21 protein-coding genes and 1 pseudogene are annotated in these 26075 nt (G+C 70.6%); 13 read left to right on the forward strand and 9 right to left on the reverse strand.

All coding sequences use genetic code 11. The features are described from left to right. Positions 1-182 precede the first annotated feature (182 nt). Both ACP93_RS11840 and ACP93_RS11845 read left to right on the forward strand, forming a co-directional pair. Positions 183-2642, forward strand: a complete 2460-nt coding sequence (locus ACP93_RS11840) for a TonB-dependent receptor domain-containing protein (protein WP_048490888.1) — start codon at positions 183-185, stop codon at positions 2640-2642. Between the two features lie 48 nt (positions 2643-2690). Continuing rightward, positions 2691-4610, forward strand: coding sequence for an alpha-amylase family glycosyl hydrolase (locus tag ACP93_RS11845; protein ID WP_048490889.1), 1920 nt, complete (start codon positions 2691-2693; stop codon positions 4608-4610). A 392-nt stretch (positions 4611-5002) separates the two neighbouring features. Here ACP93_RS11845 and ACP93_RS11850 read toward each other — a convergent pair whose 3' ends face one another. The 4 genes and pseudogenes from ACP93_RS11850 to rsgA form a co-directional block, all read right to left on the reverse strand. After that, on the reverse strand, positions 5003-5686 hold the full coding sequence (locus ACP93_RS11850) for a type 1 glutamine amidotransferase domain-containing protein (protein ID WP_048490890.1): 684 nt from the start codon (positions 5684-5686) through the stop codon (positions 5003-5005). Positions 5687-5860: 174 nt separating this feature from the next. Next, positions 5861-7432: a hypothetical protein gene (locus tag ACP93_RS11855; protein ID WP_048490891.1), complete on the reverse strand. Its 1572-nt coding sequence runs from the start codon at positions 7430-7432 to the stop codon at positions 5861-5863. A 191-nt stretch (positions 7433-7623) separates the two neighbouring features. Next, positions 7624-8865 (reverse strand): annotated as a pseudogene (locus ACP93_RS11860) (flavohemoglobin expression-modulating QEGLA motif protein); the annotation flags it as partial. An 8-nt stretch (positions 8866-8873) separates the two neighbouring features. After that, a complete protein-coding gene (rsgA, locus tag ACP93_RS11865; RefSeq protein WP_048490893.1) occupies positions 8874-10001 on the reverse strand; it encodes a ribosome small subunit-dependent GTPase A in 1128 nt (375 codons plus the stop codon). Positions 10002-10300: 299 nt separating this feature from the next. Here rsgA and ACP93_RS11870 point away from each other — a divergent pair, with 299 nt between their 5' ends. The 4 genes from ACP93_RS11870 (at position 10301) to ACP93_RS11885 (ending at position 13432) form a co-directional block, all read left to right on the forward strand. After that, positions 10301-11578, forward strand: coding sequence for a pyridoxal phosphate-dependent aminotransferase (locus ACP93_RS11870; RefSeq protein ID WP_048490894.1), 1278 nt, complete (start codon positions 10301-10303; stop codon positions 11576-11578). A gap of 74 nt (positions 11579-11652) precedes the next feature. Then, on the forward strand, positions 11653-12294 hold the full coding sequence (locus ACP93_RS11875) for an SGNH/GDSL hydrolase family protein (RefSeq protein WP_048490895.1): 642 nt from the start codon (positions 11653-11655) through the stop codon (positions 12292-12294). A 60-nt stretch (positions 12295-12354) separates the two neighbouring features. Further along, positions 12355-13026: a methyltransferase domain-containing protein gene (locus ACP93_RS11880; RefSeq protein WP_017910897.1), complete on the forward strand. Its 672-nt coding sequence runs from the start codon at positions 12355-12357 to the stop codon at positions 13024-13026. A gap of 67 nt (positions 13027-13093) precedes the next feature. Beyond that, positions 13094-13432 (forward strand): hypothetical protein, encoded by a 339-nt coding sequence (locus ACP93_RS11885; protein ID WP_048490896.1) that lies wholly within the window; start codon positions 13094-13096, stop codon positions 13430-13432. A 76-nt stretch (positions 13433-13508) separates the two neighbouring features. On the opposite strand, the gene ACP93_RS11890 is transcribed toward ACP93_RS11885, so the two are convergent. Beyond that, complete coding sequence (locus ACP93_RS11890; protein ID WP_204243677.1) at positions 13509-14300, reverse strand: polysaccharide deacetylase family protein; 792 nt, start codon at positions 14298-14300, stop codon at positions 13509-13511. Between the two features lie 42 nt (positions 14301-14342). Between ACP93_RS11890 and grxD the strand changes: the two genes are divergently transcribed. After that, positions 14343-15269, forward strand: a complete 927-nt coding sequence (grxD, locus tag ACP93_RS11895; protein WP_048490898.1) for a Grx4 family monothiol glutaredoxin — start codon at positions 14343-14345, stop codon at positions 15267-15269. A gap of 468 nt (positions 15270-15737) precedes the next feature. Here grxD and ACP93_RS11900 read toward each other — a convergent pair whose 3' ends face one another. After that, on the reverse strand, positions 15738-16283 hold the full coding sequence (locus tag ACP93_RS11900; protein ID WP_048490944.1) for a DUF924 family protein: 546 nt from the start codon (positions 16281-16283) through the stop codon (positions 15738-15740). A 163-nt stretch (positions 16284-16446) separates the two neighbouring features. On the opposite strand from ACP93_RS11900, the gene ACP93_RS11905 reads away from it, so the two are divergent. From ACP93_RS11905 to ACP93_RS11915, 3 genes are all read left to right on the forward strand, one after another. Further along, positions 16447-17847: an amidohydrolase gene (locus tag ACP93_RS11905; RefSeq protein WP_048490899.1), complete on the forward strand. Its 1401-nt coding sequence runs from the start codon at positions 16447-16449 to the stop codon at positions 17845-17847. 8 nt (positions 17848-17855) lie between these two features. Beyond that, positions 17856-19133, forward strand: a complete 1278-nt coding sequence (locus ACP93_RS11910) for an amidohydrolase family protein (RefSeq protein WP_228136024.1) — start codon at positions 17856-17858, stop codon at positions 19131-19133. A gap of 172 nt (positions 19134-19305) precedes the next feature. Further along, a complete protein-coding gene (locus ACP93_RS11915; RefSeq protein ID WP_048490901.1) occupies positions 19306-20910 on the forward strand; it encodes a rhamnogalacturonan lyase B N-terminal domain-containing protein in 1605 nt (534 codons plus the stop codon). 207 nt (positions 20911-21117) lie between these two features. Here the strand turns inward: ACP93_RS11915 and ACP93_RS11920 are convergent, their stop codons facing one another. Continuing rightward, complete coding sequence (locus tag ACP93_RS11920) at positions 21118-21846, reverse strand: GH12 family glycosyl hydrolase domain-containing protein (RefSeq protein ID WP_228136020.1); 729 nt, start codon at positions 21844-21846, stop codon at positions 21118-21120. Positions 21847-22265: 419 nt separating this feature from the next. Between ACP93_RS11920 and ACP93_RS11925 the strand changes: the two genes are divergently transcribed. The 3 genes from ACP93_RS11925 to ACP93_RS11935 all read left to right on the forward strand — a co-directional run bounded on the left by ACP93_RS11925 (position 22266) and on the right by ACP93_RS11935 (position 24304). Continuing rightward, positions 22266-22895 carry a 2-hydroxychromene-2-carboxylate isomerase gene (locus tag ACP93_RS11925; RefSeq protein WP_048490903.1) on the forward strand — a complete coding sequence of 210 codons (630 nt, stop codon included), beginning with the start codon at positions 22266-22268 and terminating at the stop codon, positions 22893-22895. 47 nt (positions 22896-22942) lie between these two features. After that, positions 22943-23884, forward strand: coding sequence for a DegV family protein (locus ACP93_RS11930; RefSeq protein WP_048490904.1), 942 nt, complete (start codon positions 22943-22945; stop codon positions 23882-23884). Between the two features lie 81 nt (positions 23885-23965). Continuing rightward, positions 23966-24304 (forward strand): hypothetical protein, encoded by a 339-nt coding sequence (locus tag ACP93_RS11935; RefSeq protein ID WP_048490905.1) that lies wholly within the window; start codon positions 23966-23968, stop codon positions 24302-24304. A 61-nt stretch (positions 24305-24365) separates the two neighbouring features. Here ACP93_RS11935 and ACP93_RS11940 read toward each other — a convergent pair whose 3' ends face one another. Together ACP93_RS11940 and ACP93_RS11945 are read right to left on the reverse strand one after the other, a co-directional pair. Then, positions 24366-25277 carry a DMT family transporter gene (locus ACP93_RS11940; RefSeq protein WP_048490906.1) on the reverse strand — a complete coding sequence of 304 codons (912 nt, stop codon included), beginning with the start codon at positions 25275-25277 and terminating at the stop codon, positions 24366-24368. Then, positions 25274-26065: a PhzF family phenazine biosynthesis protein gene (locus ACP93_RS11945; protein ID WP_048490907.1), complete on the reverse strand. Its 792-nt coding sequence runs from the start codon at positions 26063-26065 to the stop codon at positions 25274-25276. Before ACP93_RS11945 ends, ACP93_RS11940 begins: the two co-directional genes overlap by 4 nt. Positions 26066-26075: the final 10 nt, after the last annotated feature.

The following is a 26075-nucleotide window of genomic DNA, read 5'->3' on the forward strand; positions in this document are numbered from 1 at the left end:
TCGCTTTCTCAAAGTAAAGGTGAGCGCGAGCGCCACGGGCTGATTTGCTGCACTGCAAATTGCAATCGATTGCGGACAGCCGTATCTGTAGCCCGCCGCACCCACCGTCCGCGCCGCGCCCTGCCCACTCCGGCGGCGGCGCGCCGCCGCCCACTGCACCACTCGCTTCGGGAGAGACAGCGATGCACCACCCTTCGATCCGCCTGCAGACCCTGGCCCTGGCCGTCGCCGCGGCGCTGGCCGCACCGGCTGCGCTCGCGCAGCAGACCACGCCCGCCACTACCGACGCCCCGGCGGCGCAGGGCGACGTGGTCAGCCTGGACTCGGTGTTCGTCACCGGTACCGCCACGCCCAAGAGCAAGCTCAAGTCCAGCGTGTCGGTGAGCACCGTCGGCGCCGAGGCGATCGAGCAGTCGGCGCCGCGCAGCACCGCCGAGATCTTCCGCAACATTCCCGGCATCCGTTCCGAATCCACCGGCGGCGAAGGCAACGCCAACATCGCCGTGCGCGGCCTGCCGGTCGCCTCCGGCGGCGCCAAGTTCCTGCAATTGCAGGAAGACGGCCTGCCGGTGCTGGAGTTCGGCGACATCGCCTTCGGCAACGCCGACATCTTCCTGCGCGCCGACTACAGCCTGGAGCGCATCGAAGCGATCCGCGGCGGCTCGGCCTCCACCTTCGCCAGCAACTCGCCCGGCGGCATCATCAACTTCATCAGCAAGACCGGCGAGACCGCCGGCGGCAGCGTCGGCCTCACCCGCGGCCTGGGCGGCTACGACAACACCCGCCTGGACTTCGACTACGGCGCACCGTTCGCCGAGCACTGGCAGTTCAACGTCGGCGGCTTCTACCGCCGCGGCGACGGCGTGCGCGATGCCGGCTACACCACCGACAAGGGCGGCCAGCTCAAGGCCAACCTGACCCGGCTGTTCGACAACGGCTACGTGCGCGTCTACGCCAAGTACCTCAACGACCGCGCCGCCGGCTACCTGCCGGTGCCGACCCGGGTCAGCGGCAGCGACGGGTCGCCGCACTTCGGCAGCATCGACGGCTTCGATCCCGGCACCGACACGCTGTACAGCCCGTACTTCCGCAGCAGCGCCACCCTCGACGGCGGCAACAAGCCTTCGCGGGTGGAACTGGGCGACGGCATGCATCCGCTGTCGCGCGCCTTCGGCGCCGAAGCGCAGTTCGATATCGGCGGCGGCTGGACCCTGACCGACAAGTTCCGCATCGCCGACACCTCCGGCCGCTTCGTCTCGCCGTTCCCGGCGCAGGTGGCCGATGCAGGCGCGCTGGCGGCGAGCATCGGCGGCGCCGGTGCCGGCCTGCGCTACGTCGACGGCCCGAACGCCGGCCAGACCTACAGCGGCCTGGCGCTGCGCACGCATCTGTTCAACGTGCACCTCAACGATTTGGGCAACGCCGTCAACGACTTCAGCCTGGCGCGCGACTTCGCGGCCACCAGCGGCGGCACGCTCAACCTCAAGGCCGGCTGGTACACCTCGCGGCAGACCATCGACGTGGACTGGACCTGGAACTCCTACGTGCAGTCGCTGGCGCACCGCCCGCGGCTGCTGAACGTGGTCGACGCCGGCGGCGGCCTGCTGTCGCAGGACGGCCTGTACGCCTACGGCGTGCCGTACTGGGGCCTGGACGTCACCCGCCACTACGACGTGCGTTACGACATCAACGCGCCGTACCTGGCGCTGAGCTGGGAGCAGGGCCCGCTGAGCGTGGACGGCAGCCTGCGCTACGACATGGGCCGCGCCCGCGGCACCACCGCCGGCGGCCTGTTGGCCAGCAACGTCGATGTCGACGGCGACGGCGCGATCGAGGCGCCCGAGCGCAGCGTGGCGACCATCGACTACGCCAACCCCAAGCCCGTGCGCTACGACTGGAACTACCTGTCGTACTCGTTCGGCGGCAACTACATGCTCAGCGACGACCTGGCCGCGTTCGCGCGCTACAGCCGCGGCGCCCGCGCCAACGCCGACCGCCTGCTGTTCGGCGTGGTCCGCGCCGATGGTTCGGTGTCTTCCAACGAGGCGGTGAACTTCGTCAAGCAGCTCGAAGGCGGCCTGAAGTGGCGCAGCGGCGGGCTGAGCGTGTTCGCCACCGCCTTCGCCGCGCGTACCCAGGAGCAGAACTACGAAGCCACCACCCAGCGCTTCTTCGACCGCACCTACAAGGCGCACGGCCTGGAGCTGGAAGCCGCATACCGCACCGGCGGCTTCAACCTCAACGGCGGGCTGACCTGGACCGACGCCACCATCGACAAGGACCAGATCACCCCGGCCAATGCCGGCAACACCCCGCGTCGGCAGGCGCGCTTCGTGTGGCAGCTGACCCCCAGCTACCGTGGCGAACGCTACACCGTGGGCGTCAATGCGATCGGCACCACCTCGGCCTACACGCAGGACAGCAACCAGCTGAAGATGCCCGGCTACACCCAGGTCAACCTGTTCGGCGATTACCGCATCACCGATGCGCTGACCGTCTCGCTCAACGTCAACAACCTGTTCAACACCTTCGGCCTGACCGAAGCCGAGGAGGCCTCGATCGCCGATGCGTCCTCCGGCGTGATCCGCGCGCGCTCGATTCCGGGCCGCACCTCCAGCATCAGCCTGCGCTACGACTTCTGACGAGGACCGCACATCCGCGCCCCGCCCCGGGGCGCGGCCAAGCCCCCCATGACCGCACCCGCTCCTTCCGCACTGTCCGCGCTCGCTCACACCCTGTGGCAGGCGCATCTGCAACCGGACACCGCCGCCGCGCTGCTGCCGCGCCTGCAGCGCCACGGCGAACGCCTGCTGGCCCCATTGCACACGCTGTACGGCGCGCATCCTGCGTTCGCGCAGTGGCTGCCGCAGTGGCTGACGCAACTGGCCGCCGCGGCCAATGCGCGGCCACCGGCGCTGCGCCAGCTCGATGCCGAGCGCGCGCCCGACTGGTTCGCGACGCCGGCAATGCTCGGCTACAGCGCCTACGTCGACCGCTTCGCCGGCACGTTGCATGGCGTCGGCGAACGCGTGCGCTATCTGCAGGAACTGGGCGTACGCTACCTGCACCTGCTGCCGTTCCTGCGTGCGCGCGACGGCGACAACGACGGCGGCTTCGCGGTCAGCGACTACGGCCAGGTCGAACCACGGCTCGGCGACACCGCCGACCTGGCGGCGCTGACCGCTCGCCTGCGCGCGGCCGGGATCAGCCTGTGCGCCGACTTCGTGCTCAACCACACCGCCGACGACCACCCCTGGGCGCTGGCGGCCAAGCGCGGCGATGCGGGGTATCCGGACTACTACCACCACTTCCGCGACCGCAGCACGCCGGATGCCTACGAGCGCACCCTGGGCCAGGTGTTCCCGCACACCGCGCCCGGCAACTTCACCTGGGTGGAGGAAGCCGACGCCTGGCTGTGGACCACGTTCTATCCCTACCAGTGGGACCTGGACTGGAGCAATCCGGCAGTGTTCGGCGAGATGGCGCTGGCGCTGCTGCACCTGGCCAACCTGGGCGTGGAGGTGTTCCGCCTGGATTCCACCGCCTACCTGTGGAAGCGCCCCGGCACCGACTGCATGAACCAGCCGGAGGCGCACACGATCCTGCAGGCGCTGCGCGCGCTCACCGACATCCTGGCCCCGGCGGTGCTGCTCAAGGCCGAGGCGATCGTACCGATGGCGCAGTTGCCGCCCTACTTCGGCGAAGGCGCCGCGCGCGGGCACGAATGCCACCTCGCCTACCACAGCACGCTGATGGCGGCCGGCTGGGTGGCGCTGGCCGAGCAGCGCGGCGACATCGTGCAGGCGGCGATCGCGCACACGCCGGCGCTGCCGCCGGCCTGCGGCTGGCTCAGCTACGTGCGCTGCCACGACGACATCGGCTGGAACGTGCTGCAGCGCGAAGCCGCCGGCGGCGATGGCGTCGCCCCGTTCGCGCTGGCGCGCACCGCCCAGTTCTACGCCGGCCGCACACCGGACAGCTATGCCCGCGGCGAAGCGTTCCAGAGCAGCGGCGACGGCGTGCACGGCAGCAACGGCATGAGCGCGGCGCTGGTCGGCATCGCCGCGGCACTGGACGCCGACGACACCGACGCACTGGAGTTGGGCGTGCGCCGCCTGCTGTTGTTGTATGCGGTGGCACTGGCGATGCCGGGCATCCCACTGCTGTACATGGGCGACGAACTGGCCCTGGGCAATGACGAGGACTACCGCCAAGACCCGCTGCGCCGCCACGAAGGCCGCTGGCTGCACCGCCCGGTCATGGACTGGGCGCGCGCGGCGCAGCGCCACCACACCGACAGCCTGCCCGGCCAGGTCTACACCCGCCTGCGCAGGTTGATCGCCGCGCGCGCGGCCACCGCCGCGCTGGCCGCCGATCAGCCGCTGCGCGCGGTGCCGCTGGGCGATCCCGCCCTGCTCGGCCTGGCGCGCGGCGATGCATTCGTGGCGGTGTACAACTTCAGTGCGCAGCCTATTGCGGTGGATGTCGCCGATGCGCTTGGAGCAGGCGACTGGCAGGCCATTGCCGATGGCGGCAAGGATCCAGCAGTGCTGGTGCATTGGGACGGCATCCTGCCCGCCTACGGCCTGCGCTGGTGGCGGCGCGGCTGAGTCGGAAACAGCAGCGGCGCCTATAAGCGTCGGTGCTGTACAGCTGCGCTTGTGAGTGCGTGCAGTCGGGACTGAAGTCCCTCCCACAGGCGCGCTCCCCCTTGCTGGCACGCAGCGGCACATCTATGCCTCGTAGCAGCGGCGTCAGCCGCGACCAGCGTCAATGGGAACGCCCGTCGCGGCTGAAGCCGCTCCTACGGATGACAGAGCACGCCGATGCCAGCGGCACGATCCACTTGCAGCCGTCCTGCCCGGTCAACTTACAAAAGGTGAGTCCGGCGAGGCGCCACAAAAGCGACTACTAAAAGTACGCGTCGACCGCCGCGCCAGCACCCACCAGACAACGACGCCCTCTCTTATCGAGATGGCGGTCGCCTTGCCATTGGACGCACTCACTTCCCGCGCAGCATTCCCAACAAGGCCTCTGCCGCCGCCTCGGACGAGGCCGGATTCTGCCCGGTCACCAAACGGGCGTCCTCGACCACGTGCACGCCCCAGTCTGCGACCTTGCTGTACTGACCGCCCAGCCGCTGCAGTTCGTCCTCGACCAGGAACGGCACCACGTCGGTCAGGCCGACCGCGGCTTCCTCGCCATTGGTGAACCCGGTGACGCGGCGGCCCTGCACCAGGGGCGTGCCACCGGCCGCGGTCACCCGGCGCAGCACGCCAGGCGCATGGCAGACGAAGCCGATCGGCTTGCCGGCGCGCGCGAACGCTTCGATCAGCGCGATGGAGTCGCGGTCCTCGGCCAGATCCCATAGCGGGCCGTGGCCGCCCGGGTAGAACAGTGCGTCGTAGTCGTCCATGCGCACCGACGCCAGCGGCTGCGTGTTCGCCAAGTGCTGCTGCGCCGCCGGGTCGCCCTTGAAGCGGCGGGTGGCCTCGGTCTGCGCATCCGCTGCATCGCTCTTCGGGTCCAGCGGCGGCTGCCCGCCCTTGGGCGAAGCGAGCGTGATCTCGGCGCCGGCATCCTGGAACGTGTAGTACGGCGCGGCGAATTCTTCCAGCCAGAAGCCGGTCTTTTTGCCGGTATCGCCCAGCCGGTCGTGCGACGTCAGTACCATCAGGATCTTCATGCGGGTCTCCTCGTGAGGGGAAGCGGCCATGCGGGGGCAGGCCGGGCGCCGCAGTATCGGCAGCCGCACATTCGCGGCGGGTGAGCGCCGTGTGGCCGCGTGCCGCACACCTGGTCCATGCCGATCCGGGCGACTGGTGCGTCCCGCTACGGCGGTGACCAGCACAGCGCCCCGTTAGCTCACCTCGCGCAAGGTATACGAGAGGCGGTACAACTGCCAATCGACCAGGCTGCAGAGTGCATGCAGTCGACCGCCATCCATGTACCAGACGAAATCGCCGGTGTCGTGGGTATGTCCATGCTCGTCAGGGTCGCGCTGCATACACTGCACGATCTGGTCGGGCGTGAAATGGAACTGCAGGCCGAAGGGCAGCGTGCCATGGAAGCCGTCGCTATCCAGGTCGCCTGCGCGATGGGCAGTGATGCCGACAAGGCAGTTCGCGTGCGTCTGCGATCCGGACGACGCCGTCGTGTGCGTGCCGCGGCCATCGCCGAGATACAGGGTCAAGCCATGCCGCGGCAGCAACTCATGCACACGCCCGCACTCGGCGGCCGCGGCGTCGGCAGCATCGCTCCATCCCAATGGCCGCAAAGCAGCACGTACCGCCGGGTCCCATATCTCCTTCCCCAGCAAGGCGCCGAGCATCTGCAGATCGGGGGCCGTCGGCTCCGGCGCCGGACACGCCTGTGCACCGATCATGCGCAGGTCGTAGAGGTTCGGCCGGCGCACGTGCACGATGGCGATGCCGGTGCGCGTGGTGTTGTAGCTGACGGTGACGTGCCACTCGCGCGTGACCCACAGATCGGCCGGCAACCCGTGCAGCATGCGCGCGGCGCGCGGCGTCCCCAACTTGGAGCGCACCGTCGCAGGCGTATCCGCAAACGTCAATGCGAACGGGAGCGCGGGCGCATAACCGGCATAACCGGAAACGCCCGGCGCGTAGAACGCGACCTGCTTCAGCACGAAGTCGCCATCGCACGCCGGTGCCGGCTCTGGTGCCCTGAACAGCCGTCGATAGGTGGCGCCATCCTCGTAGATCAACGCCAGGCTCTGACGCTCGATCTCGTCGATCTCGCTCAGCCGTGCGGCACGCATCGCTTCCGCGTCGTCGGCGCGCGCGGCGCGATGCGGACGCGCGGTCACCCCGTGCGTGCGCAACCAGGCATCGCACCCGGCATGGTCCGGCGAGGTACCCAACCATCCGAGCAGGTCCATGGCCTGCATTGCCGGTATCGCCGGCGGCGCAGGTGCGATCGCCGCGGCAGGGCGCCGCCCCTGCCACTGGATCGACAGGTTTTCGAGGCAGTACCGGTTCGGCAGCGAGAACCGGAACGTCTCTATCTGCGGCGTCTTGCGGCCGCCGAGGAACACCCGCACCAGATAGGGCGCCCGGTAATGCGTCTGCACCCCGCCGCGGCACGGCTCCAACGGCGCCCCCAGCGCCGCCTCCAACGTGGCAGGCGTGGCCGCGAAGGACAAACCAAACGGCAAGGTCGCGCCAAAGCGGCGATGCACGTCCACCGACTCGAACACGAACCACCCGGCGCCTACTGCCGGCTCCAGTGCGATCTCGTTGAAGCTCTCGGTAAGGCCGAACTCCATTGAGAGCGTCTTGTCCCGGTTCTTGACACGTGTCGTGCAATCGCCCTTCGGCGTCTGCGTGATCCCGCTGGCGGCGAGAAAATCCATCAGCTCCGCGCTGGCGGAGGTGTGACCGAGCAGGTCGAGCAGGCGTTCGATGTCCATGGGGTCCTGGTGTCCGGTGAAGATGCCGCGCCGTCGCGCATCGCGGATGTCACGCGGCCTTCGAGGCCGGCGTGACGGCGCACCTATCCAGACGAACGAGCGGGCCGTTACCCGCCCTCGCGCCGCCGCCCCGGGTCTGCGGGCGGCGCTCCGACCGACCCGCCTGCACCCGGGCCGTCGGCATCCACGCGCTCCACCTGGTCCATGCGAATGCGGTTGGCGAACAGCGAGAACGCCAGCATCCCGGCCAGGCCGCTGGCGCGCGCCACCCACGTCGGCAACCAGCGCGGCGGCGCCAGCACGCCGGACTCGAACAGCGGTGCGAACGCGGCCACGTCCTCCAGCGCCATCTTGCCGGCGAACAGCCAGCGGCACAGCGGCAGGCGGTCGCGCTGCAGCGCCTGGCGGAAGAAGGTGTGCACCGACACCAGCCCGCGCAGGTACACGGTGTCCTTGGTGAACGCGGCACCGCCGGTGGTGGGGACGCCGCGGAACACGCGCTGCGCCGAGGAGAAGCTCTCTGCGGGAGACTGTCCGGCCGCGTCGAAGTAGCGGTACACCTCGATGAAGTCGGCACCGTCGCGGGCCAGCGCGATCGCTTCGATGCGCAGGCTGATCCGCTTCATCCGCTCGATGTCGATGCTGCCGGTGATCTGCTCGGCGAACGTCGCCAGGCCTTCCTGGGTGGCGGTGGTGCGCGGCGAGGACAGCGCCAGGCTCGGCAACTGCGCCTGTTGCCGGCCGTTGAGCGCGGTCAGCGAATGCACCAGCGCCTCATGGTGGAACAGTTGCGCCCGGTCGTAGTCGCTGAAGTGCGCACCGGAGCGCAGGCGGATGCGCTGCGCGCCGGCGGCGGCCTTGGCCAGCAGGTCCGGATCCAGTTCCACCGTGATCACCCGCGCGCCGAAGAATTCGTCCAGGTCGCGCTGCAGCAGCAGGCGCAGGGCGGTGGCCGAGACCGGCACCTGTTCCTCGGCCGAGAACAGCTCGCGGTCCAGCTCCTGGGCGATGCGGATGAAATGGCCGGCGGCCTCGCGGGTGGTGGGACCGTGGCCGGGCATCGGGTCGTCCGGCACCCCGAACAGCTGCGCCGAGTACGTGCCCACTGCCGGCGTGCCGAGCGCTTCCAGCAGGGCCGCGGCCAGATCCCAGCTGTGCACCGAAGCCTGCAGGTAGGCGCCGAGCGGATGCGCAGGATCGGCGGCCTGGGCGATCGCCGCCAGCTCGCGGCGGGTGTCGGCGAAATCCAGCGTGGGGTAGTGCACCTGCGGCAGCTGCGGCTGCCCGCGCGCCACGCTCTCCAGGAACGGCGCCTGCAACGCTACCGGCCAACTGGCCAGGGCCAGCAGGCGGATGCCGCGCACCGCCTTGACCAGCCGTGCGTCGAGCGCGGCGTGGTGGCGGATCTCGGCCGGCAGCGCGCGTTTGGCCACGGCCGGCGTCAGCGACGCAGGGTGCGCGGTGGTGGACGTTTGCCGCCCGGCTTGCCGCCGCTGGGCTTGCTACCGCCGGGCTTGCCGCTGCGGCCGGCGGCCGCGTTCTGCGCCTGGCGCTGCGCGAGCTTGCCGGCGGCGCCGGCGACCTCGTCGCGCAGCTTCAGGTAATTGGCCAACCGCGCCTCCTCGATCTCGCCGCGCTCGATCGCCGCCTGCACCGCGCAGCCCGGTTCGGCCTGGTGCGCGCAGTCGTTGAAGCGGCATTGCGCGGCCAGCGCCTCGATGTCGGCAAAGCCGCCCTCGGCCAGGTCCTCCTCGCCGGTGGGCTTGAGCTCGCGCATGCCCGGCGTGTCGATCAGGCAGGCGCCGGACGGCAGCGGCAGCAGGGCGCGGTGGGTGGTGGTGTGGCGGCCGCGCGAATCGGTGGCGCGCACCGCCGCGGTGCGCATCTTCTGTACACCGAGCAAGGTGTTGGTGAGGGTCGACTTGCCGGCACCGGACGAGCCGACCAGCACCGCGGTCTGCCCCGGCCCCAGCCACGGTCGCAGCGCGTCGACACTGTCGGCCTGGCGGGCGTTGACCGTGAGCAGCGGGATCGACTGCGCCGCCAATTCCTCCAGCACCGCCAGCGCGTCGTCGGCGTACTCGGTGAGGTCGGCCTTGGTCAGCACCACCACCGGCGCCGCACCACCGCCGCCCACCAGCAGCAGATAGCGCTCGATCCGGCGCGGATTGAAGTCCGCATCCAGGCCGCAGACGATGAACACCGTGTCGATGTTGGCCGCAATCACCTGCTGGTGGTAGTGCTCGCCAGCGGCCCCGCGCTTGATCGCGGTGCGCCGCGGCAGCAGCGCGACGATGCGCGTCTCCTCCAGCAATACCCAATCACCGACCGCGGCGCGTTCGTGGCTGGGAAACCGCGGCCGCTGCCAGTCCGGCAGCGATTCGACCTTGAAGCCGGTGTCCACCGCGTCGGCGACCACATAGCCGGTGCGGTGCTGCTCCACCACCCGCGCTGGCCGCGCCTGCGGATGCGCGTCGAACAGCGCGCGCCAGGCCGGCTCCTCGGGCATTCCGGGCCAGGGCCAGCCGATGGGGCGCAACGCGTTGAAGTCGATCGGGGAGGAGGTCATGGGCGAATTCTAGAGGGTGTGCCGGGGCCAAAGGTGAGCGCAGGGCGGTCACTGGGACACGCGCAGGGCGGCACCTTGCGCGGCTACCCCGCCCCGCCGCGACGCGAGCGGCGCGCCGCAGGCGGCGTCCCGGGAGTCGCCAGCAGCGGCGCATGACCCGCGCGACGCGTGTGTGGCCGCCACACGGGCCAGCCACCGTGCCACCGCCGTAGACGGCCCGCCACCACGGCGCCGCACCGCCCCGCCGCGGTGTCACATTTCCGCTACCATGCAGGTCCCACGCCCCACCGGCCAATGCGATGCCCACCCTGCCGATCAAGCCGCTCGCAATCCGCGAACGCCTGTCCGAAGTCCGCTACGAGATCCGCGGCGAACTGGCACGGCGAGCCCGCGAGCTGGAGGCCCAGGGGCGCAAGCTGATCAAGCTCAACATCGGCAATCCCGGCGCGTTCGGCTTCCGTGCCCCGGAACATCTGCAGCGCGCGATCGCCGACGACATGGGTCGCACCGATCCCTACACCCACCAGCAGGGCCTGCCGGAGGCGCGCGAAGCGATCGCCGCGGCCTACGCACGGCGCCAGCACCCGGACGCGCACCCGGACCGCATCTTCGTCGGCAACGGGGTCAGCGAGCTGATCGACCTGTCGCTGCGCGCGCTGCTCAACCCGGGCGACGAGGTGCTGGTGCCCTCGCCGGACTACCCGCTGTGGTCGGCTGCCACCATCCTCAACGACGGCCGCCCGGTGTACTACCGCTGCGCGCCGGAGAACGGCTTCCAGCCGGACCCGGTGGAGATCGAGACGCTGGTGTCCTCGCGCACCCGCGCCATCGTGCTGATCAACCCGAACAACCCCAGCGGCGCCAGCTACTCACGCGCGCTACTGGAGAAGATCGTCGCCATCGCGGTCAAGCACAACCTGCTGCTGATGGTCGACGAGATCTACGACCAGGTGTTGTACGACGGCGCGGAATTCGTGTCGGTGGCCCCGTTGGCCGGCGCGCATCCGTGCATCAGCTTCGGCGGCCTGAGCAAGGTGCACCGCGCCTGCGGCTGGCGCGTGGGCTGGGCACTGCTGTCCGGCGATGCCGAGCGCGTCGGCGATTTCCGCAACGCCATGGACCTGCTCGGCGCACTGCGCCTGTGCGCCAACGTCCCCGGCCAGTTCGCGATCGACGCCGCGGTCAACGGCCCGGACACCATCTCGCCGCTGTGCGCCCCGGGTGGACGCCTGTACGAGACCCGCCGCGCGGTGCTCGAGGCCTGCGCGGCCAGCGAACACCTGTCACTGGTGCAGCCGGCCGGCGCGCTGTATGCGTTCCCGGCGGTGGTCGGCGCTGCCGCACGCGGCTTCGACGATCACGCGTTCGCCCTGGAACTGATGGAACAGGAAGGCGTGCTGGTGGTGCCCGGCTCCAGCTTCAACGTGCCCTACCGGCACCATTTCCGCGTCACCCTGCTGCCGGAGGCGGCGACGATGCGCGAGGTGTTCGCGCGCATCGACCGGGTGCTGGCGCGCCGCGCCGAGGATGCCACCAAGGTGGTGCCGCTGAAGCCGCGGGCGGCTGTGGGGCGGTGAGTGGGGAATGGGCAAAGCGTGCCGGTCGGCGCGGCTGAGCGCATGAGCCACCACGGTCCAGCGGTAGCGGTGCGATGAGCGCATCCATTTCAGCGCCCCTGCACCACCCGCAACTGCGCTATCTCGCACTGGGCGATTCCTACACGATCGGCGAAGGCGTTGACGCCGACGGACGCTGGCCGATGCAACTGGCCGCGGCGCTGCGCCGCGACGGCATCGCCCTGGCCGATCCGCAGATCGTCGCCACCACCGGCTGGACCACCGACGAACTGGATGCCGGCATCGACGCGGCAACTCTGCAGGGGCCGTTCGACCTGGTGACGCTGCTGATCGGCGTCAACAACCAGTACCGCGGCTACCCGCTCGACGACTACCGCGCGCAGTTCGACGCGCTGCTGCAGCGCGCGATCGGCTTTGCCGACGCGCGGCCGCAGCGGGTGCTGGCGGTGTCGATCCCGGACTGGGGCGTGACCGCCTTCGCGCAGCCACCCGCGCACGATCCGGCGCACATCGCCGTGCAGATCGACGCCTTCAACGCCGCCGCGCAGGCCTGCTGCGCCGCGCGCGCGGTGCGCTTCGTCGATATCACCGGCTGCAGCCGCGAGGGCGGAGGCACTCCGGCGATGCTGGCCGCCGATGGCCTGCATCCGTCGGCGGCGATGTATGCGCGCTGGACCGCGCTGCTGTTGCCGGCGGCCCGCGATGCGTTAGCCTAGCTGGCACACGACGCCCGCTGCCAAGGACCGACATTGCGCGACGCCAGCACCACCCAGCCCATGACCCGCCCGCAGGCCCTGGCCATCGCCCGCGCCTTCCTGCCCACGCATCCGCTGGGCAATCGCTACGACTACTACTACACACGCACCAAGCTGCGCACCGATCCGCTCTACCCCGGCGTGCTGGCCGCGCTGCGCGGCACCGACGCGCCGGTGCTGGACCTGGGCTGCGGGCTCGGACTGCTCGCGCACGCGCTGCGCGCCGACGGCCAGCGCCAGCGCTACCACGGCGTGGACATCGACGCGGCCAAGATCCGCCGCGCCGGTGCCATCGCCGCACGCAACGGGCTGCAGGACACGCATTTCGCGGTGGTCGACCTGGGCCAGTCCTGGCCCGAGCACCACGGCAGCGTCGCGATCCTGGACGTGCTGCAGTACCTGGACCGCGACATGCAGTCCAACCTGATCCGCAGCGTCGCGCGCATGCTCACCCCCGGCGCCAAGCTGGTGATCCGCAGCGGCCTGGGCGATGCCAGCGGCCGCGGCCGCACCAGCCGCATCACCGACGTGCTCGCGCACCTGGCCGGCTGGATGCAGGAACTGCCCAAGGCCTATCCCACCCGCGACAGCCTGCAGGCCCAGCTCGATGCCGCCGGCCTGCGCGCCAGCTTCGCGCCGCTGTACGGCAACACGCCGTTCAACAACTGGCTGATCGTGGCGGAGCCGCGTTGAGCCTGGCGCGATACCGCACACGCAGCGGCCGCTTCGGCTTCGCACACCCACACGCGGATTGCCACGCATGACGGCACCCGCGCCACGGTCACGCTCCGGCCTTGGCATCGCCGCCCTGGCGACCAGCCTGATCAGTGCCTTCGTGCTGCTGGCGGCGCTATTGCTCAGCACCTTCTTCGTGATCCCGACATTCGCCGCTGGCCCGCACGCGCCGATGTCGCTGCTGCTCGGACTGCTGGCGCTGTTCACCGCCATCGCCCAGGTCTGCGCCATCGCGCTTGGCATCGGCAATTGCCTGCAGCCTGGCCGCAGCAAGCATTACGGCATCCTCGGCCTGTTGTGCGCCCTGCTCACCCTCGGCGCGATGGCGGCGCTGATCGCCTACGGCATGGCACAGCCGCGCTGATTCCGGCACCGGCGCATCGATCTGCACGCCGCCTGCCGCGCGCCGCGCCCTGCCGCAACAGCACGACGCACCCGACTCAGTCCGGCAGCACCGCCTGCAGCCCGCGCGCCTGCACCGCCTGCAACACTCCCTCCACGATCGCCGGATTGTGCCCGTGCGCCGCGCCCTCGTGCAGCAGCACGATGGCGCCGGGGCGCAGATCGCGGGCAATGCGCGCAACGGTGACGGCGGGGGCGCAACGCACGCCGTCGAAGCCGCGCGCGCTCCAGGCCACCCGGGTCAGGCCATGCCGGCGCAGCGGTGCGGCGACGAAGGGATTGGTCATGCCCACCACCGAGCGGTACCAGCGCGGTGCGGTACCGGCGATCGCGGCCAGCGTCTGCTGCGCCTGGCCGATTTCCTGCGCCATGCGCCGCGGTCCCAGCGCCCAGAACCACGCCTGCGGATGGTGCTGGCTGTGGTTGCCGATGCCGTGGCCGCGGCGCAGGATCTCGCGTACCAGCTGCGGGCGCGCGGCGGCGCGGGCGCCGACCAGGAAGAACGTGGCCTTGGCCTGGTGGCGGTCGAGTAGGTCCAGGATCGCCGCGGTGTCGTCGGAGGGGCCGTCGTCGATGGTCAGCCACACCCGCGGCGCGCTGCCGGGCAGGCGATCCAGCACCGGTGCGTACAGCCGCGCCCGCGGCAGGAACACCGGCAGCACCAGCGCCGCGTGCGACAGCAGCAGCGCCGGCAGGCCGAATCGCCAACCGTAGGCCCACCACAGCGCCGCCACCAGCGCCTGCGAGGCCAGCGCCCAGGGCAGCCAGCGGTACGGGTGGCGCGGGATGCGATGCAGCGTTTCCGGAACTGTCATGTCCCATGATGCCATGCGGCGTAGAATGATCGGTCCGACTCTGCGACGACTGCTGCCATGTCCCTCGACCCCGCCCTGCGCTCCCGTATCGAAACGCTGCTCAGCTCCAACCGCGTCGTGCTGTTCATGAAAGGCCAGCCGAGCATGCCGCAGTGCGGGTTCTCCGCCAAGGCGGTGGGCGCGCTGAACGAACTCGGCGTCGACTTCGCCCACGTCAACGTGCTTGCCGACCAGGACATCCGCGAGGGCATCAAGGTCTACGGCGACTGGCCGACCATCCCGCAGCTGTACGTGGACGGCGAGCTGATCGGCGGCAGCGACATCATCCTGCAGATGGCCGGCAGCGGCGAACTGAGCGAACTGCTCGGCGTGGCCGCGCCGGACCGCACCCCGCCGTCGATCACCATCACCGACGCCGCCGCCGAGATGCTGCGCGGCGCGCTGGCCGACGCCCCGGGCGCGAGCCTGGCGCTGGCGATCGACGCGCAGTTCCAGCCGAACTTCCAGTTGGCGCCGACCGATCCCAACGCCATCGCCGCCGAGTCCAACGGCCTGCGCGTGCAGTTCGACCTGGGCAGCGCGCGCCGCGCCGACGGCATCACCATCGACTGGGTGGACGACATCCGCGGCCGCGGCCTGGCCATCGACAATCCCAACGCACCCAAGCCGGTGCAGGACCTCAGCCCGCGCGACGCCGACGACCGCGTGCGCGCCGGCGGCCTGATCCTGGTGGACGTGCGCCCGCCGGAAGAGCGCGCGGTGGCGGCGGTCAACGTGCCGTTCCGCACCCTCGACGGCGAGCAGCGCGCGCAGCTGGAAGCGCTGCCGAAGGACACCGCCCTGGCCTTCCTGTGCCACCACGGCGGCCGCAGCGCGCAGGCGGCCGAGCACTTCCGTTCGCTCGGCTTCAGCAACGTGCACAACGTGGTCGGCGGCATCGACGCCTGGACCGACCAGGTCGACGGCAGCGTGCCGAAGTACTGAGTTAAGCACCTTGTTTGCGTCCAGCGCGGACGCATCGAAAGGGCGATCGAAAGATCGCCCTTTTTTGTGTCCGCGTGTCGCGTTCGCCACAACGTGCAAACGCGCGAACGCGTAGGAGCGGCTTCAGCCGCGACCGTGCTTTACCGGTAAGGCCCGGTCGCGGCTGAAGCCGCTCCTACCCTGGGCACACTCTGCGCAAGTGCTGACGGCAGCACCGAAGTCCGGCCCTCCTTGTGGGAGGGACTTCAGTCCCGACTGCAACGAGATCTGATGCGCCCGCTGGCTTCGCTCGTCGCGGCTGAAGCCGCTCCCACAAGAAGCGCACGCCTTGCCTCCTGTGAGAAGACTAGGATCGCGCCAGCAGCCTGGTGCCCCCTGTGGGAGGGACTTCAGTCCCGACTGCAGTGACACCCGATGCGCCAGTGGCTTCGTCCGCATGCAGTGGCGAACGCGCAGGTCCTGCTTCCCTCAACCAGCAAACCCACCCGCATCCAGGAAGGCCTGCTCCTCCTGCGTGGTCGTGCGCCCCAGCGCCGCATTGCGGTGCGGAAAGCGGCTGAAGCGCTGGATCACGTCTTCGTGCACCACTGCCCACTGCAGCGACTCGGCGTCGCCGAGCGCGCTGAACCGTTCCACCGCCTGGCGCTGCCGCGCGGCGTCCTCGGCGTGCACGTACGGCAGGTAGAAGAACATCCGCAGCTCCGCATCGGTCTCCTGGTCGAAGCCGGCCGTCAGCGCCTGGTCGGCGTAGCGGCAGGCCAGGCCGTCGGTGGCGAAGGCATGCGCACTGCCGCGGAACACGTTGCGCGGCACCTGGTCGAGCAACAGCAGCAGCGCCAGCGCACCCTCGGCGTCGGCCAGCCAGTCGCCGCGTTCGCCGCGCGCGGCGGCATGGTGCGCCTCCAGCAGGTGCTGGCGCACATTGGCGTCGAAGGAGTCGTTGGCGGCGAACCAGCGCTCGCGGCCGGCGCTGCGCCAGAAGTCCACGACGGTGCGCGCAGGGGTGTCGGTCATCGCAGTTTCCATGGGCGGCAATCGGCCTGCATAGCAGGTCCGGCGTCGCGATCCGGTGCAGCCGGCGGCGCCCGTGCCGCACCCGCACTTGGCAAGCGCGCCGGCTCGGGCTAGCGTGCGGGCACGGCCGCAAGGGCCGCGTCCATCTTCCGGGGAAAATCCGATGCGTCATCTGTTGCTCGCCTGCCTGGGCGTGGCCTTGTGCGGCCCTGCCGCCGCTGCCTCGCGTTTCGTCGACGATCCCTATCCCAGCACCTACCGCGCGCTGGCGTCGGTGCCGGTGCTGATCGAACACGCCACCGTGCTCACCGGCACCGGCGAGCGCCTGGACGACGCCGACGTGCTGCTGCAGGACGGCCGCGTGCAGGCGGTCGGCCGCGCACTGACCGCGCCGGCCAACGCCACCCGCATCGACGGCCACGGCAAATGGGTCACGCCCGGCATCATCGACGTGCACTCGCACCTGGGCGTGTATCCCAGCCCGGGCGTCAGTGCGCACAGCGACGGCAACGAGGCGACCGCGCCGGTGACCCCGAACGTGTGGGCCGAGCATTCGATCTGGCCGCAGGATCCGGGCTTCGGCACCGCGCTGGCCGGCGGCGTTACCGCGCTGCAGGTGCTGCCCGGCTCGGCCAACCTGGTCGGCGGCCGCGGCGTCACCCTGAAGAACGTGCCGGCCACCACCTACCAGGCGATGAAGTTCCCCGGCGCGCCGTGGGGCCTGAAGATGGCCTGCGGCGAGAATCCCAAGCGGGTGTATGGCGAGAAGGGCGGCCCATCCACGCGCATGGGCAACGTCGCCGGCTACCGTGCCGCCTTCATCGACGCCAGCGAATACCTGCGCAAGAACGCGCCGAAGCAGAAGAACCCGCCCAAGCGCCACTGGTGGAGCCGCGGTGCCGGCGACAACGACAGCAGCGGCGACAGCGGCGGCAAGCGCGACCTGAAGCTGGACACGCTGGCCGGCGCGATCAACGGCGACATCCGCGTGCACATCCACTGCTACCGCGCCGACGAAATGACCACCATGCTCGACCTGGCCAAGGAGTTCGGCTTCAAGATCGCCGCCTTCCACCATGGCGTGGAGGCCTACAAGATCGCCGACCGTCTGGCCCAGGAGAACGTCTGCGGCGCGTTGTGGGCCGACTGGTGGGGCTTCAAGATGGAAGCCTTCGATGGCATCCAGGAGAACATCGCCCTGGTCGATCGTCCCGCCAACGGCTGCGCGATCGTGCACTCGGACTCGGAGGAAGGCATCCAGCGGCTCAACCAGGAAGCGGCCAAGGCGATGGCCGCTGGCCGCCGCGCCGGCATGGACATCCCGCCCGAACGCGCGATCCGCTGGCTGACCAGCAATCCGGCCAAGGCGCTGGGCATCGACAAGCAGACCGGCTCGCTGGAGGCGGGCAAGATGGCCGACGTGGTGCTGTGGAACGGCAACCCCTTCAGCTCCTACGCCCTGGCCGACAAGGTCTACATCGACGGCGCGCAGGTCTACGATCGCGCCGACCGCCGCCTGCAACCCACCTCCGATTTCATGCTCGGCCAGGAGGCTGCCCGATGAGCCGCGCCATGCCCTCTCCCCATCGCCTGGCGCAGCGCCTGGCGCTGACCGCCTGCCTGCTGCTCGGCAGTGCGCCCGGCTTCGCCCAGGACGTGCTGATCCGCGGCGCCACCGTGCACACCGCCAGCGCCCGCGGCACCCTCGCCAATGCCGACGTGCTGGTCCAGGGCGGGGTGATCCGCGCAGTCGGCCCCGGCCTGAGCGCGCCGGCGGGCGTGGCCGTGGTCGAGGCCAAGGGCCGTCCGCTGACCCCGGCGCTGTTCGGCGGCATCACCGAGATCGGCATCGAGGAGGTGTCCGGTGAGGCCTCCACCGTCGACAGCACCCTGACCCTGCCGCACGACCAGCCGATGCGTCCGGAGTTCGACGTGACCCTGGCCTACAACCCCGAATCGGTGCTGATTCCGGTCGCGCGGGTGGAAGGTATCGGCTTCACCGCACTGGGCGCCAACACCGGCGGCGCCTTCGTCGCCGGCCAGGGCGCGGTGATGCGCCTGGACGGCGGCGCCGACCCGATCGGTCCGCGCGCGCTGTACCTGCACCTGGGCAGTGATGCGCTGGAGCTGAGCGGCAAGTCGCGCGCGGCGCAGTGGATGCTGCTCGACCAGTTGGTGGCCGAAGCGCGCGGGCGCATGCCCGCCGATTCGCCGCATGCACTGCTGACTCCGGCCGGCCGCGCGGTGCTGGCGCGCTACCTCGCCGGCCAGGGCCGCATCGTGGTGACGGTGAACCGTGCGGCCGACATCCGCCAGCTGTTGCGCTGGGCGCAACGCGAGAAGGTGCGCATCGCCATCGCCGGCGGCGACGAGGCCTGGAAGCTGGCACCGGAACTGGCAAAGGCGCAGGTGCCGGTGTTCGTCAATGCGCTGGACGACCTGCCGGCCAGCTTCGACCAGATCGGCGCCACCCTGGAGAACGCCGCGCGCCTCGACGCGGCCGGCGTGGCGGTGAGCTTCACCCAGGGCGGCGACGGTGCGCACAATGCGCGCAAGCAGCGCCAGCTGGCCGGCAACGCGGTGGCCCACGGGCTGCCGTGGGACGCCGCCCTGGCCGGCCTGACCCGGATCCCGGCCGAGGCCTTCGGCGTGGGCGACCGCCTGGGCAGCATCGCCCCGGGCAAGCTCGCCGACCTGGTGTTGTGGGAAGGCGATCCGCTGGACGTGGCGCATTACGCCGAGCAGGTCTGGCTGGGCGGCCGCGCCATCCCGATGCGCTCGCGGCAGACCGAACTGCGCGACCGCTACATGCAGCAGAACGGCGTGCTGCCGAAGGCCTACACCCACTAGCCTCGCCGAGAACGCGGCGGCGGCGGCGTGCAGACGCCGCCGTCCCGCTGGCGCCTTCGCCGCGCTCAGCCACCCGCGGCTGAGCGCCGCCCGACCGACGCGCGCCGGCGACATCCGGCACCGCGCCGACGCGCAGTAGGCTGTGCGCCTTCTTGCCCTTGCGCGCGCCGCTATGTCCCGCCTGCCCTGCCTGCTGTTGTGCCTGTTCGCGCTGACCAGCACAGCGCCCGCATGCGCCGACGCCGGCCGTTTCGGCGTCGCCAGGATCGGCGAGCGCTTCGTCGTCGACAGCGGCGCCGATCTGCAGTTCAGCGTGGACACGCGCACGGGCGACGTGGTCTCCATGCGCTACCACGGCATCGAACTGCAGAGCCCGGAGCCCAAGCACACGCAGATCGCCTCGGGCCTGGGCAGCGCCCACGTCGACGCGCGCACCGTCGGCGACACCATCGTGGTCTCGGCCAGCGCCGGCGACCTGGTGCAGTACTACATGGCGCGCAAGGGCCGCGACGCGCTCTACCTGGCCACCTATGCGCCGACCCTGCTGCCGGTCGGCGAACTGCGCTTCATCGCCCGGCTCGACGCAGCGAAGCTGCCCGATGCCGAACGCGAGCCGGACTCCAACGTCGGCACCGCGATCGAGGGCAAGGACGTGTTCCTGCTGCCGGACGGTCGCACCAGCTCCAAGTTCTACTCGGCGCGGCGCGCGATCGACGACACCGTGCATGGCGTGCGCGGACCCGGCATCGCCGTGCGGATGTGGATGGGCGATCGCGAACACAGCGCGGGCGGGCCGTTCTTCAAGGACATCGCCACGCAGACGACCGCGCGCACCCACGAGCTGTACGACTACATGTTTTCCAACCACACCCAGACCGAACCCTACCGCGGCGGCCTGCACGGCGTGTACGTGCTGCAGTTCAGCCGCGGCGGTACGGAAGCGCAGGTGCCGCCGGACCTGCGCTTCGTCGACGCCTCGCTGGGACTGCAGGGCTTCCTGGGCGCAGCGGAGCGCGGCGCGGTGGCCGGCCAGGTCTTCGGCATCACGACGGGGCAGCCGGCGGTGGTTGCCCTGCGCAACGCGCAGGCGCAGTACTGGGCCCGGGCCGACGCAGACGGTCACTTCCGCATCGCCGGCATCCGCCCCGGCGCGTACCGCATCGCGCTGTACCAGAACGAGCTGGAGGTGGCCCACGACACCGTGCAGATCGCAGCCGCGGCCACCGCCGAGGCCGACCTGCACGCGGTCCCGCTGCCTGGCCAGGTGATCTGGCAGATCGGCGATCCCGATGGCACGCCTTCCGGCTTCCGCAACGCCGCGCGGCTGGCGAGCGCGCATCCCTCCGACCGGCGCATGGCGCCATGGGGGCCGCTGACCTATCGCGTGGGCCACGACTACCTCGACGCATTCCCGGCGGCGCAATGGCGCGGCGTCAACACGCCCACGCGCATCGCCTTCGTGCTCGCGCCGGAGCAGGTCCACGCCTACCGCCTGCGGCTGTTCGTCACCCTGACCCAGGCCGGTGGCCGCCCGCAGCTGCGGGTGAACGAGCGCTGGAGCGGGCCGGTGCCGCCGCGCCCGGAGCAGCCGGACAGCCGCGGCATCACCCGCGGCACCTATCGCGGCAACAACACGGCATATCTGGTCGACATTCCCGCCAGTGCGCTGCAGGCCGGCCTCAACACGCTGGACATCGACGTGGCCTCGGGTTCGCCGGACAACGGTTTCCTCGGCCCGGCCATCGTCTTCGACAGCGTGCAACTGCTCGCGCCGTGAGGCGGCACCGTGGGGTGCTGGAGAGGTGCCGCTTGCCTGCGCACGCTGGCACCAGGCTGGACGCGCCGGCAACGATGCCGAGGACGTGCGCCACAGCGTGCAGCCTGGCGATTCCGATGCATTCCTGCCGAGCGCCCGTGCCGCCTGGAAAAATGCGGCACGGTGCACGGCGCCGCCGCCCTGAGCCCGGCGGTGCCCGCGGCGGCTTCAGTTGGCGCCGATGTTGGCCTGGATCCAGGCCCAGCCGTTGCCGCGCACCACCTCGAAGCCGGCCTCGACCACGTGCAGGTACATCGCGTTGCTGAAGCGTCCGTCCTGTGCGCGGTGGGTGTGCAGCCAGCTCAGGAACGGCTTGATGTCGATGTTGAGAGTGCCGTTGCTCGGCAGGGTCGGCTGGCCGGCGGTGTTGTGCGGGATGAAGGTGTAGACGTAGTAGCCGGCGGCGCTGTTCATGCCTTCCCACAGATCGAAGGTGTAGCCGCCGGCGCTGATGACGTTGCTGGCGGTGAGCGTGCCGATCGGATACGAATTGTGGCCGCCCCAGATCATCACTTCGGCCTGCGGGATCGCGCTGGACGACACCGTGTTGTCCCAGCGGAAGAACAGGTCGTAGGCGAAGTCGCCGGCCAGGTTGCTGCCGCCGGACGAGTAGGCGAAGGTCGCCGGCAATGACCGCAGGGCCGAGACCTGTCGCGGGAAGGTGCGGTCGGAGGTCGGATTGAAGCCGTAGTGCGAGCCGCGCAGGATCGCCGGATAGCCGTACAGGCTGGCGTTGGGGAAATTAAAGGTCACGGTCATGCTCGGCGTGCTGCCGCTGTGGAAGGTGCCCTGGATGACGTTGTTGGGGTCGTTGAAGTTGTTCACCCAGGCGTACTGGTTGCCGTACACCTGGTAGGGACCGGCCAGCGCCAGCGGCGCCACGGCGAACAGGGCCATGGCGAACAGCGCACGCAGGGACCGCGCCCATCCGCGCGGCGACCTGACGACGGTGGCGGGAAGGCGCGGCGAAGCGGCGGCGGAAACGGGAGCGGAAGCGTGCATGTCGGTCTCTCCTGAGCGTGCAGGGACAGCGAAGCTGCTGCCGCGGCGGACGCTAGCAAGGCGTGCGTGCCGCGAGCTATGACAAGACGCGCGCCCGCCATGCGTCAGCGCAATAGCGCTACCGCGATCCAGGCCGCGGCCGCGCGGTGCTTCACAGATATCGAGAGCCGGCGAGATTTTCGCCACGGCATCGTCTACGCAGCGCGGTCGGCGCCACGCCCAAGCCGCACCCACATCCCGCACTGCACCATGCGCAGCGAGTCGCAGTGGGCACGACGTCGCGATAAGCTGATGGGTCATTGCGGAGAAGCACGATGACGTTGCGCTGGTACTTCGATTTCATCTCGCCGTTTTCCTATCTGCACTGGCAGCAGGTGAAAACGCTTCCGGAGTTCGCCCGGATCCAGCCGGTGCCGATCGTGTTCGGCGCGGTGCTGGCGCAGCTGCAGGCGCGCGGGCCGGCCGAGGTGCCGCACAAGCGCGAATTCACCTATCGCTTCGTGCAGTGGCAGGCGCAGCAGCAGGGCGTGCCGCTGCGCTTCCCGCCAGCGCACCCGTTCAACCCGCTGACCGCGCTGCGCCTGTGCATCGCCGCCGGCACCACGCCACAGGCCATCGACGCGATCTTCGACTGGCTGTGGCGCGATGGCCACGCTGGCGACGACGCCGCGGCGCTGACGCCGGTCGGCCAGGCGCTGGGCATCGCCGACGTGTCCACGGCCACCGCCGAGGCCCAGGTCAAGGCGCAACTGCGCACCAACACCGAGCAGGCGCTGGCCGCCGGCGTGTTCGGCGTGCCGACCCTGCAGATCGACGACACCCTGCTGTGGGGCAACGACGCGCACCCGCTGATGCGCGCGGTGCTGGCCGACCCGCAGCTGCTGCAGCGCGGCGAGATGGCGCGCCTGGGCACCCTGCCGGCCGCGGTACAGCGCAACGCCTGAGCGGCCGCCATGTTCATCGACATTTCCCCGTACTGGAGCTTCAGCGGATGCGCATCGGCATCGTCATAGATTCCGCCTGCGATCTGCCGCAGGACTACATCGCCCAACACGACCTGGTGGTCCTGCCGATCAGTGTGCGCCTGGGCGACACCGTGCTGGCCGATCGCCGCGACCAGGAGGCGACCCTGGAGTTCCTGCAGACGCAGATCAGCGCGCACGGTGCCGAGGCCGAGACCATTCCCTACAGCGTGGCGCAGATCCGCGAGCTGTTCCTGGGCCGGCTGGTCATCGACTACGACCACGTGTTCTGCCTGACCATCACCAAGACCCGCAGTCCGATCCACGCGCATGCGCAGCAGGCCGGCTTCGCCATCCTCAACGACTACAAGCCGATCCGTCAGGCCGCCGGCCACGCCTCGCCGTTCGCGCTGCGGGTGATCGACACCCAGAACCTGTTCGCCGCACAGGCGGTGGTGGCGGCCGAGGCGGTGCGCTTGCGCGCCAGCGATGCCGGTGTGCAGGCCATCCGCGAACGGCTGGAGACGCTGGCCGAGCACACCCATGGCTACATGATCGCGCGCGACCTGTACTACCTGCGCAGCCGCGCGCGCAGCAAGGGCGACCGCAGCGTCGGCCTGCTCAGCGCCGCGCTCGGCTCGGCCCTGGACATCAAGCCGGTGCTGCACTGCCACCGCGGCGAGACCGCACCGGTGGCCAAGCTCAAGGGCTTCGACCACGCCGTGCAGACGCTGTTCGGTCTGGCTGCCAAACGCGTAGCCGCCGGGCTGATGACGCCCACGCTGTGCCTGAGCTATGGCGGCGAGTTGGCAGAGCTGCGCGCCCTGCCCGGCTACGCGGCGCTGCGCCAGGCCTGTGACAGCCACGGCGTGGAGGTGCTGGAAAGCGTGATGAGCCTGACCGGCATGGTCAACGTCGGCAAGGGCGCGCTGGTGCTGGGCTTCGCTGGCGAGGCGCTGCGCTTCGGCTGATCGCCCGCTGGTCGCGTCGACGGCCGGTCACCGCCGGCTCTGCTAGGCTGCGCCGCTTCGTACCGCCCACAAGAGATGCCCATGGCCGTCACCTACTCGATCAGCCTGCCCGATCCCGCCCGTGCCCGCGGCAGCCAGCCGTCGCTGAGCTTCACCGCGCACGGCGCCGACGCCTTCGCCGAACAGCTGCAGGCCGCCCTGAGCGACCCTGCCTGGTTCGAGCGCTGGCGCGCGATGCAGCCGGAGCCGGACGAGGTGGATCCGGCCCTGGGCGTGACCGATCCGGCGGCACGGGTGACCGGCCGCCAGGACGATCTGCGCATCGACCTGTCCGCCACCACCAGCATCCCCGGCGACATCCTCAAGCAGCGCCTGCGCCTGCTCGCCGGCAGCGGCTGGGAACTGCGCGACGTGCGCTGAGCCGAGCGCCCCAGGCCACTGCACTGCGGTGGCCCACGCGCCCAAGCGGAGCCGTGCCACGCTACGACGCGGCAACCGCCCGGCGCGGCCAGGACCATCGCAGATTGACCGCCAGCGTGCCCAGCACGATCAACGCCAGGCCCAGCCACTGCACCGGCACCAGCCGGTGGCCGTACAACAGGTAGTCCAGCAGCAGCGTCACCAGCGGGTAGACGAAGGCGACCACCGCGATCGCCGCCACGTGCAGATGCCGGTAGGCGCTGTAGAACAGCACGTACACCACGCCGCTGTGGATCACCCCCAGGCCGACCAGCCAGAACCAGTGGCGGCCGGGATGCAGCGCGGCGATGCTGGAGAAGCCGGCCAGCATCGCCGCACCGACCCAGCACTGCACCGTCACCACCGCCAGCGGCCGCTCGCGGCTGATCCGCCGCGACATCAGCAACGACGCGCCGCACAGCAACGCGCCAAGCAGCGTCAATGCGATCCCGCCCAGATAGCCGCGGTCGGCGCTGGACCACAGCCGCAGCGGATCGGCCGAACAGGCCACGCCGACGAAGGCCAGCAGCGTCCAGCCCAGGTCGGAACGGCGGCTGCGCTCGCCCTGCAGCAACGCCGCCAGGATCAGCATGACGAACGGGAACACGTGGTAGACCATGGTCGCCACGCCGATCGACGAGCGTGCCATGCCGGCGAACAGCGCCACCCAATTGAGTACCAGGAGCACGCCGCTGAGCGCGGCATCGCGCAACAACGCGCGCTCGCGCCACAGGCCGCGCAACTGCCCGCCGAGCAGGCCACAGACGGTCAGGAACAGCGCGCCGAACAGGCAGCGGTAGAACACCGCGGTCACCGGATCCTGGCCGCTCTCGTGCACGAACACGCCGACCGAGCCGATCAACACCTCGGCCAGCAGCAGCTGCCACAGCGCGCGCCGTGACGCACCCGCAGGCGCGGCCTGCACCGCGCTCATAGCGCGATGGTCCCGTGCAGGTACTGCACGGCCGCGCCGCGCACCTGCACGTGGTCCGGCAGCACCCGGCACTCCAGTTCACCGCCGCGCGCCGAGGCTTGCAACGCGCGCAGGTCCTGCTTGCCCAGGCGCTGCGCCCACAACGGCGCCAGCGCCGCATGGATCGAGCCGGTCACCGGATCCTCGGCGCCGCCGTTGGCCGGCCAGAAATAGCGCGACACGAAATCGTGGTCGCGGCCGGGGGCGGTGACCACGACATCACGCGGCGCCAGCGCCAGCATCCGCGCCAGGTCCGGCACCACCGCGCGCACCTGGGCTTCGTCCGCGTACACGGCGATGTAGGCCTGGTCGTTGCGGTATGCCGCCTGCGGCGCGATCGACAGCGTCTGCGCAAGCGCCTGCGGCACCGTCGCCAACACCGTCGGCGCCTGGTTCGGAAAGTGCAGGACGAAGCGCCCGTCGGCCTCGCGATCCACCGCCAGTTCGCCGACAGCCGCGGCGCGGAACCGCAACGGCAGCGGCGCCAGGCCCTGGGTGGCGACGACGAAGGCGCTGGCGAGGGTGGCATGGCCGCAGAACCCCACTTCGCGCAGCGGCGAGAACCAGCGGATCGCGAACGCGCCATCGGCTTCGCGCACGAAGAACGCGGTTTCCGACAGATTGTTCTCGCTGGCGATGGCCTGCATCAGCGCGTCCGGCAACCACGCCTGCAGGGGCACCACCGCGGCCGGGTTGCCGCGGAACCGCACCGTGGTGAACGCATCGACGATGAACAGCGGCAGTTGCACGCGCGGCCTC

It is taken from the genome of Xanthomonas sp. NCPPB 1128 (assembly GCF_001043115.1).
Classification (GTDB): domain Bacteria; phylum Pseudomonadota; class Gammaproteobacteria; order Xanthomonadales; family Xanthomonadaceae; genus Xanthomonas_A.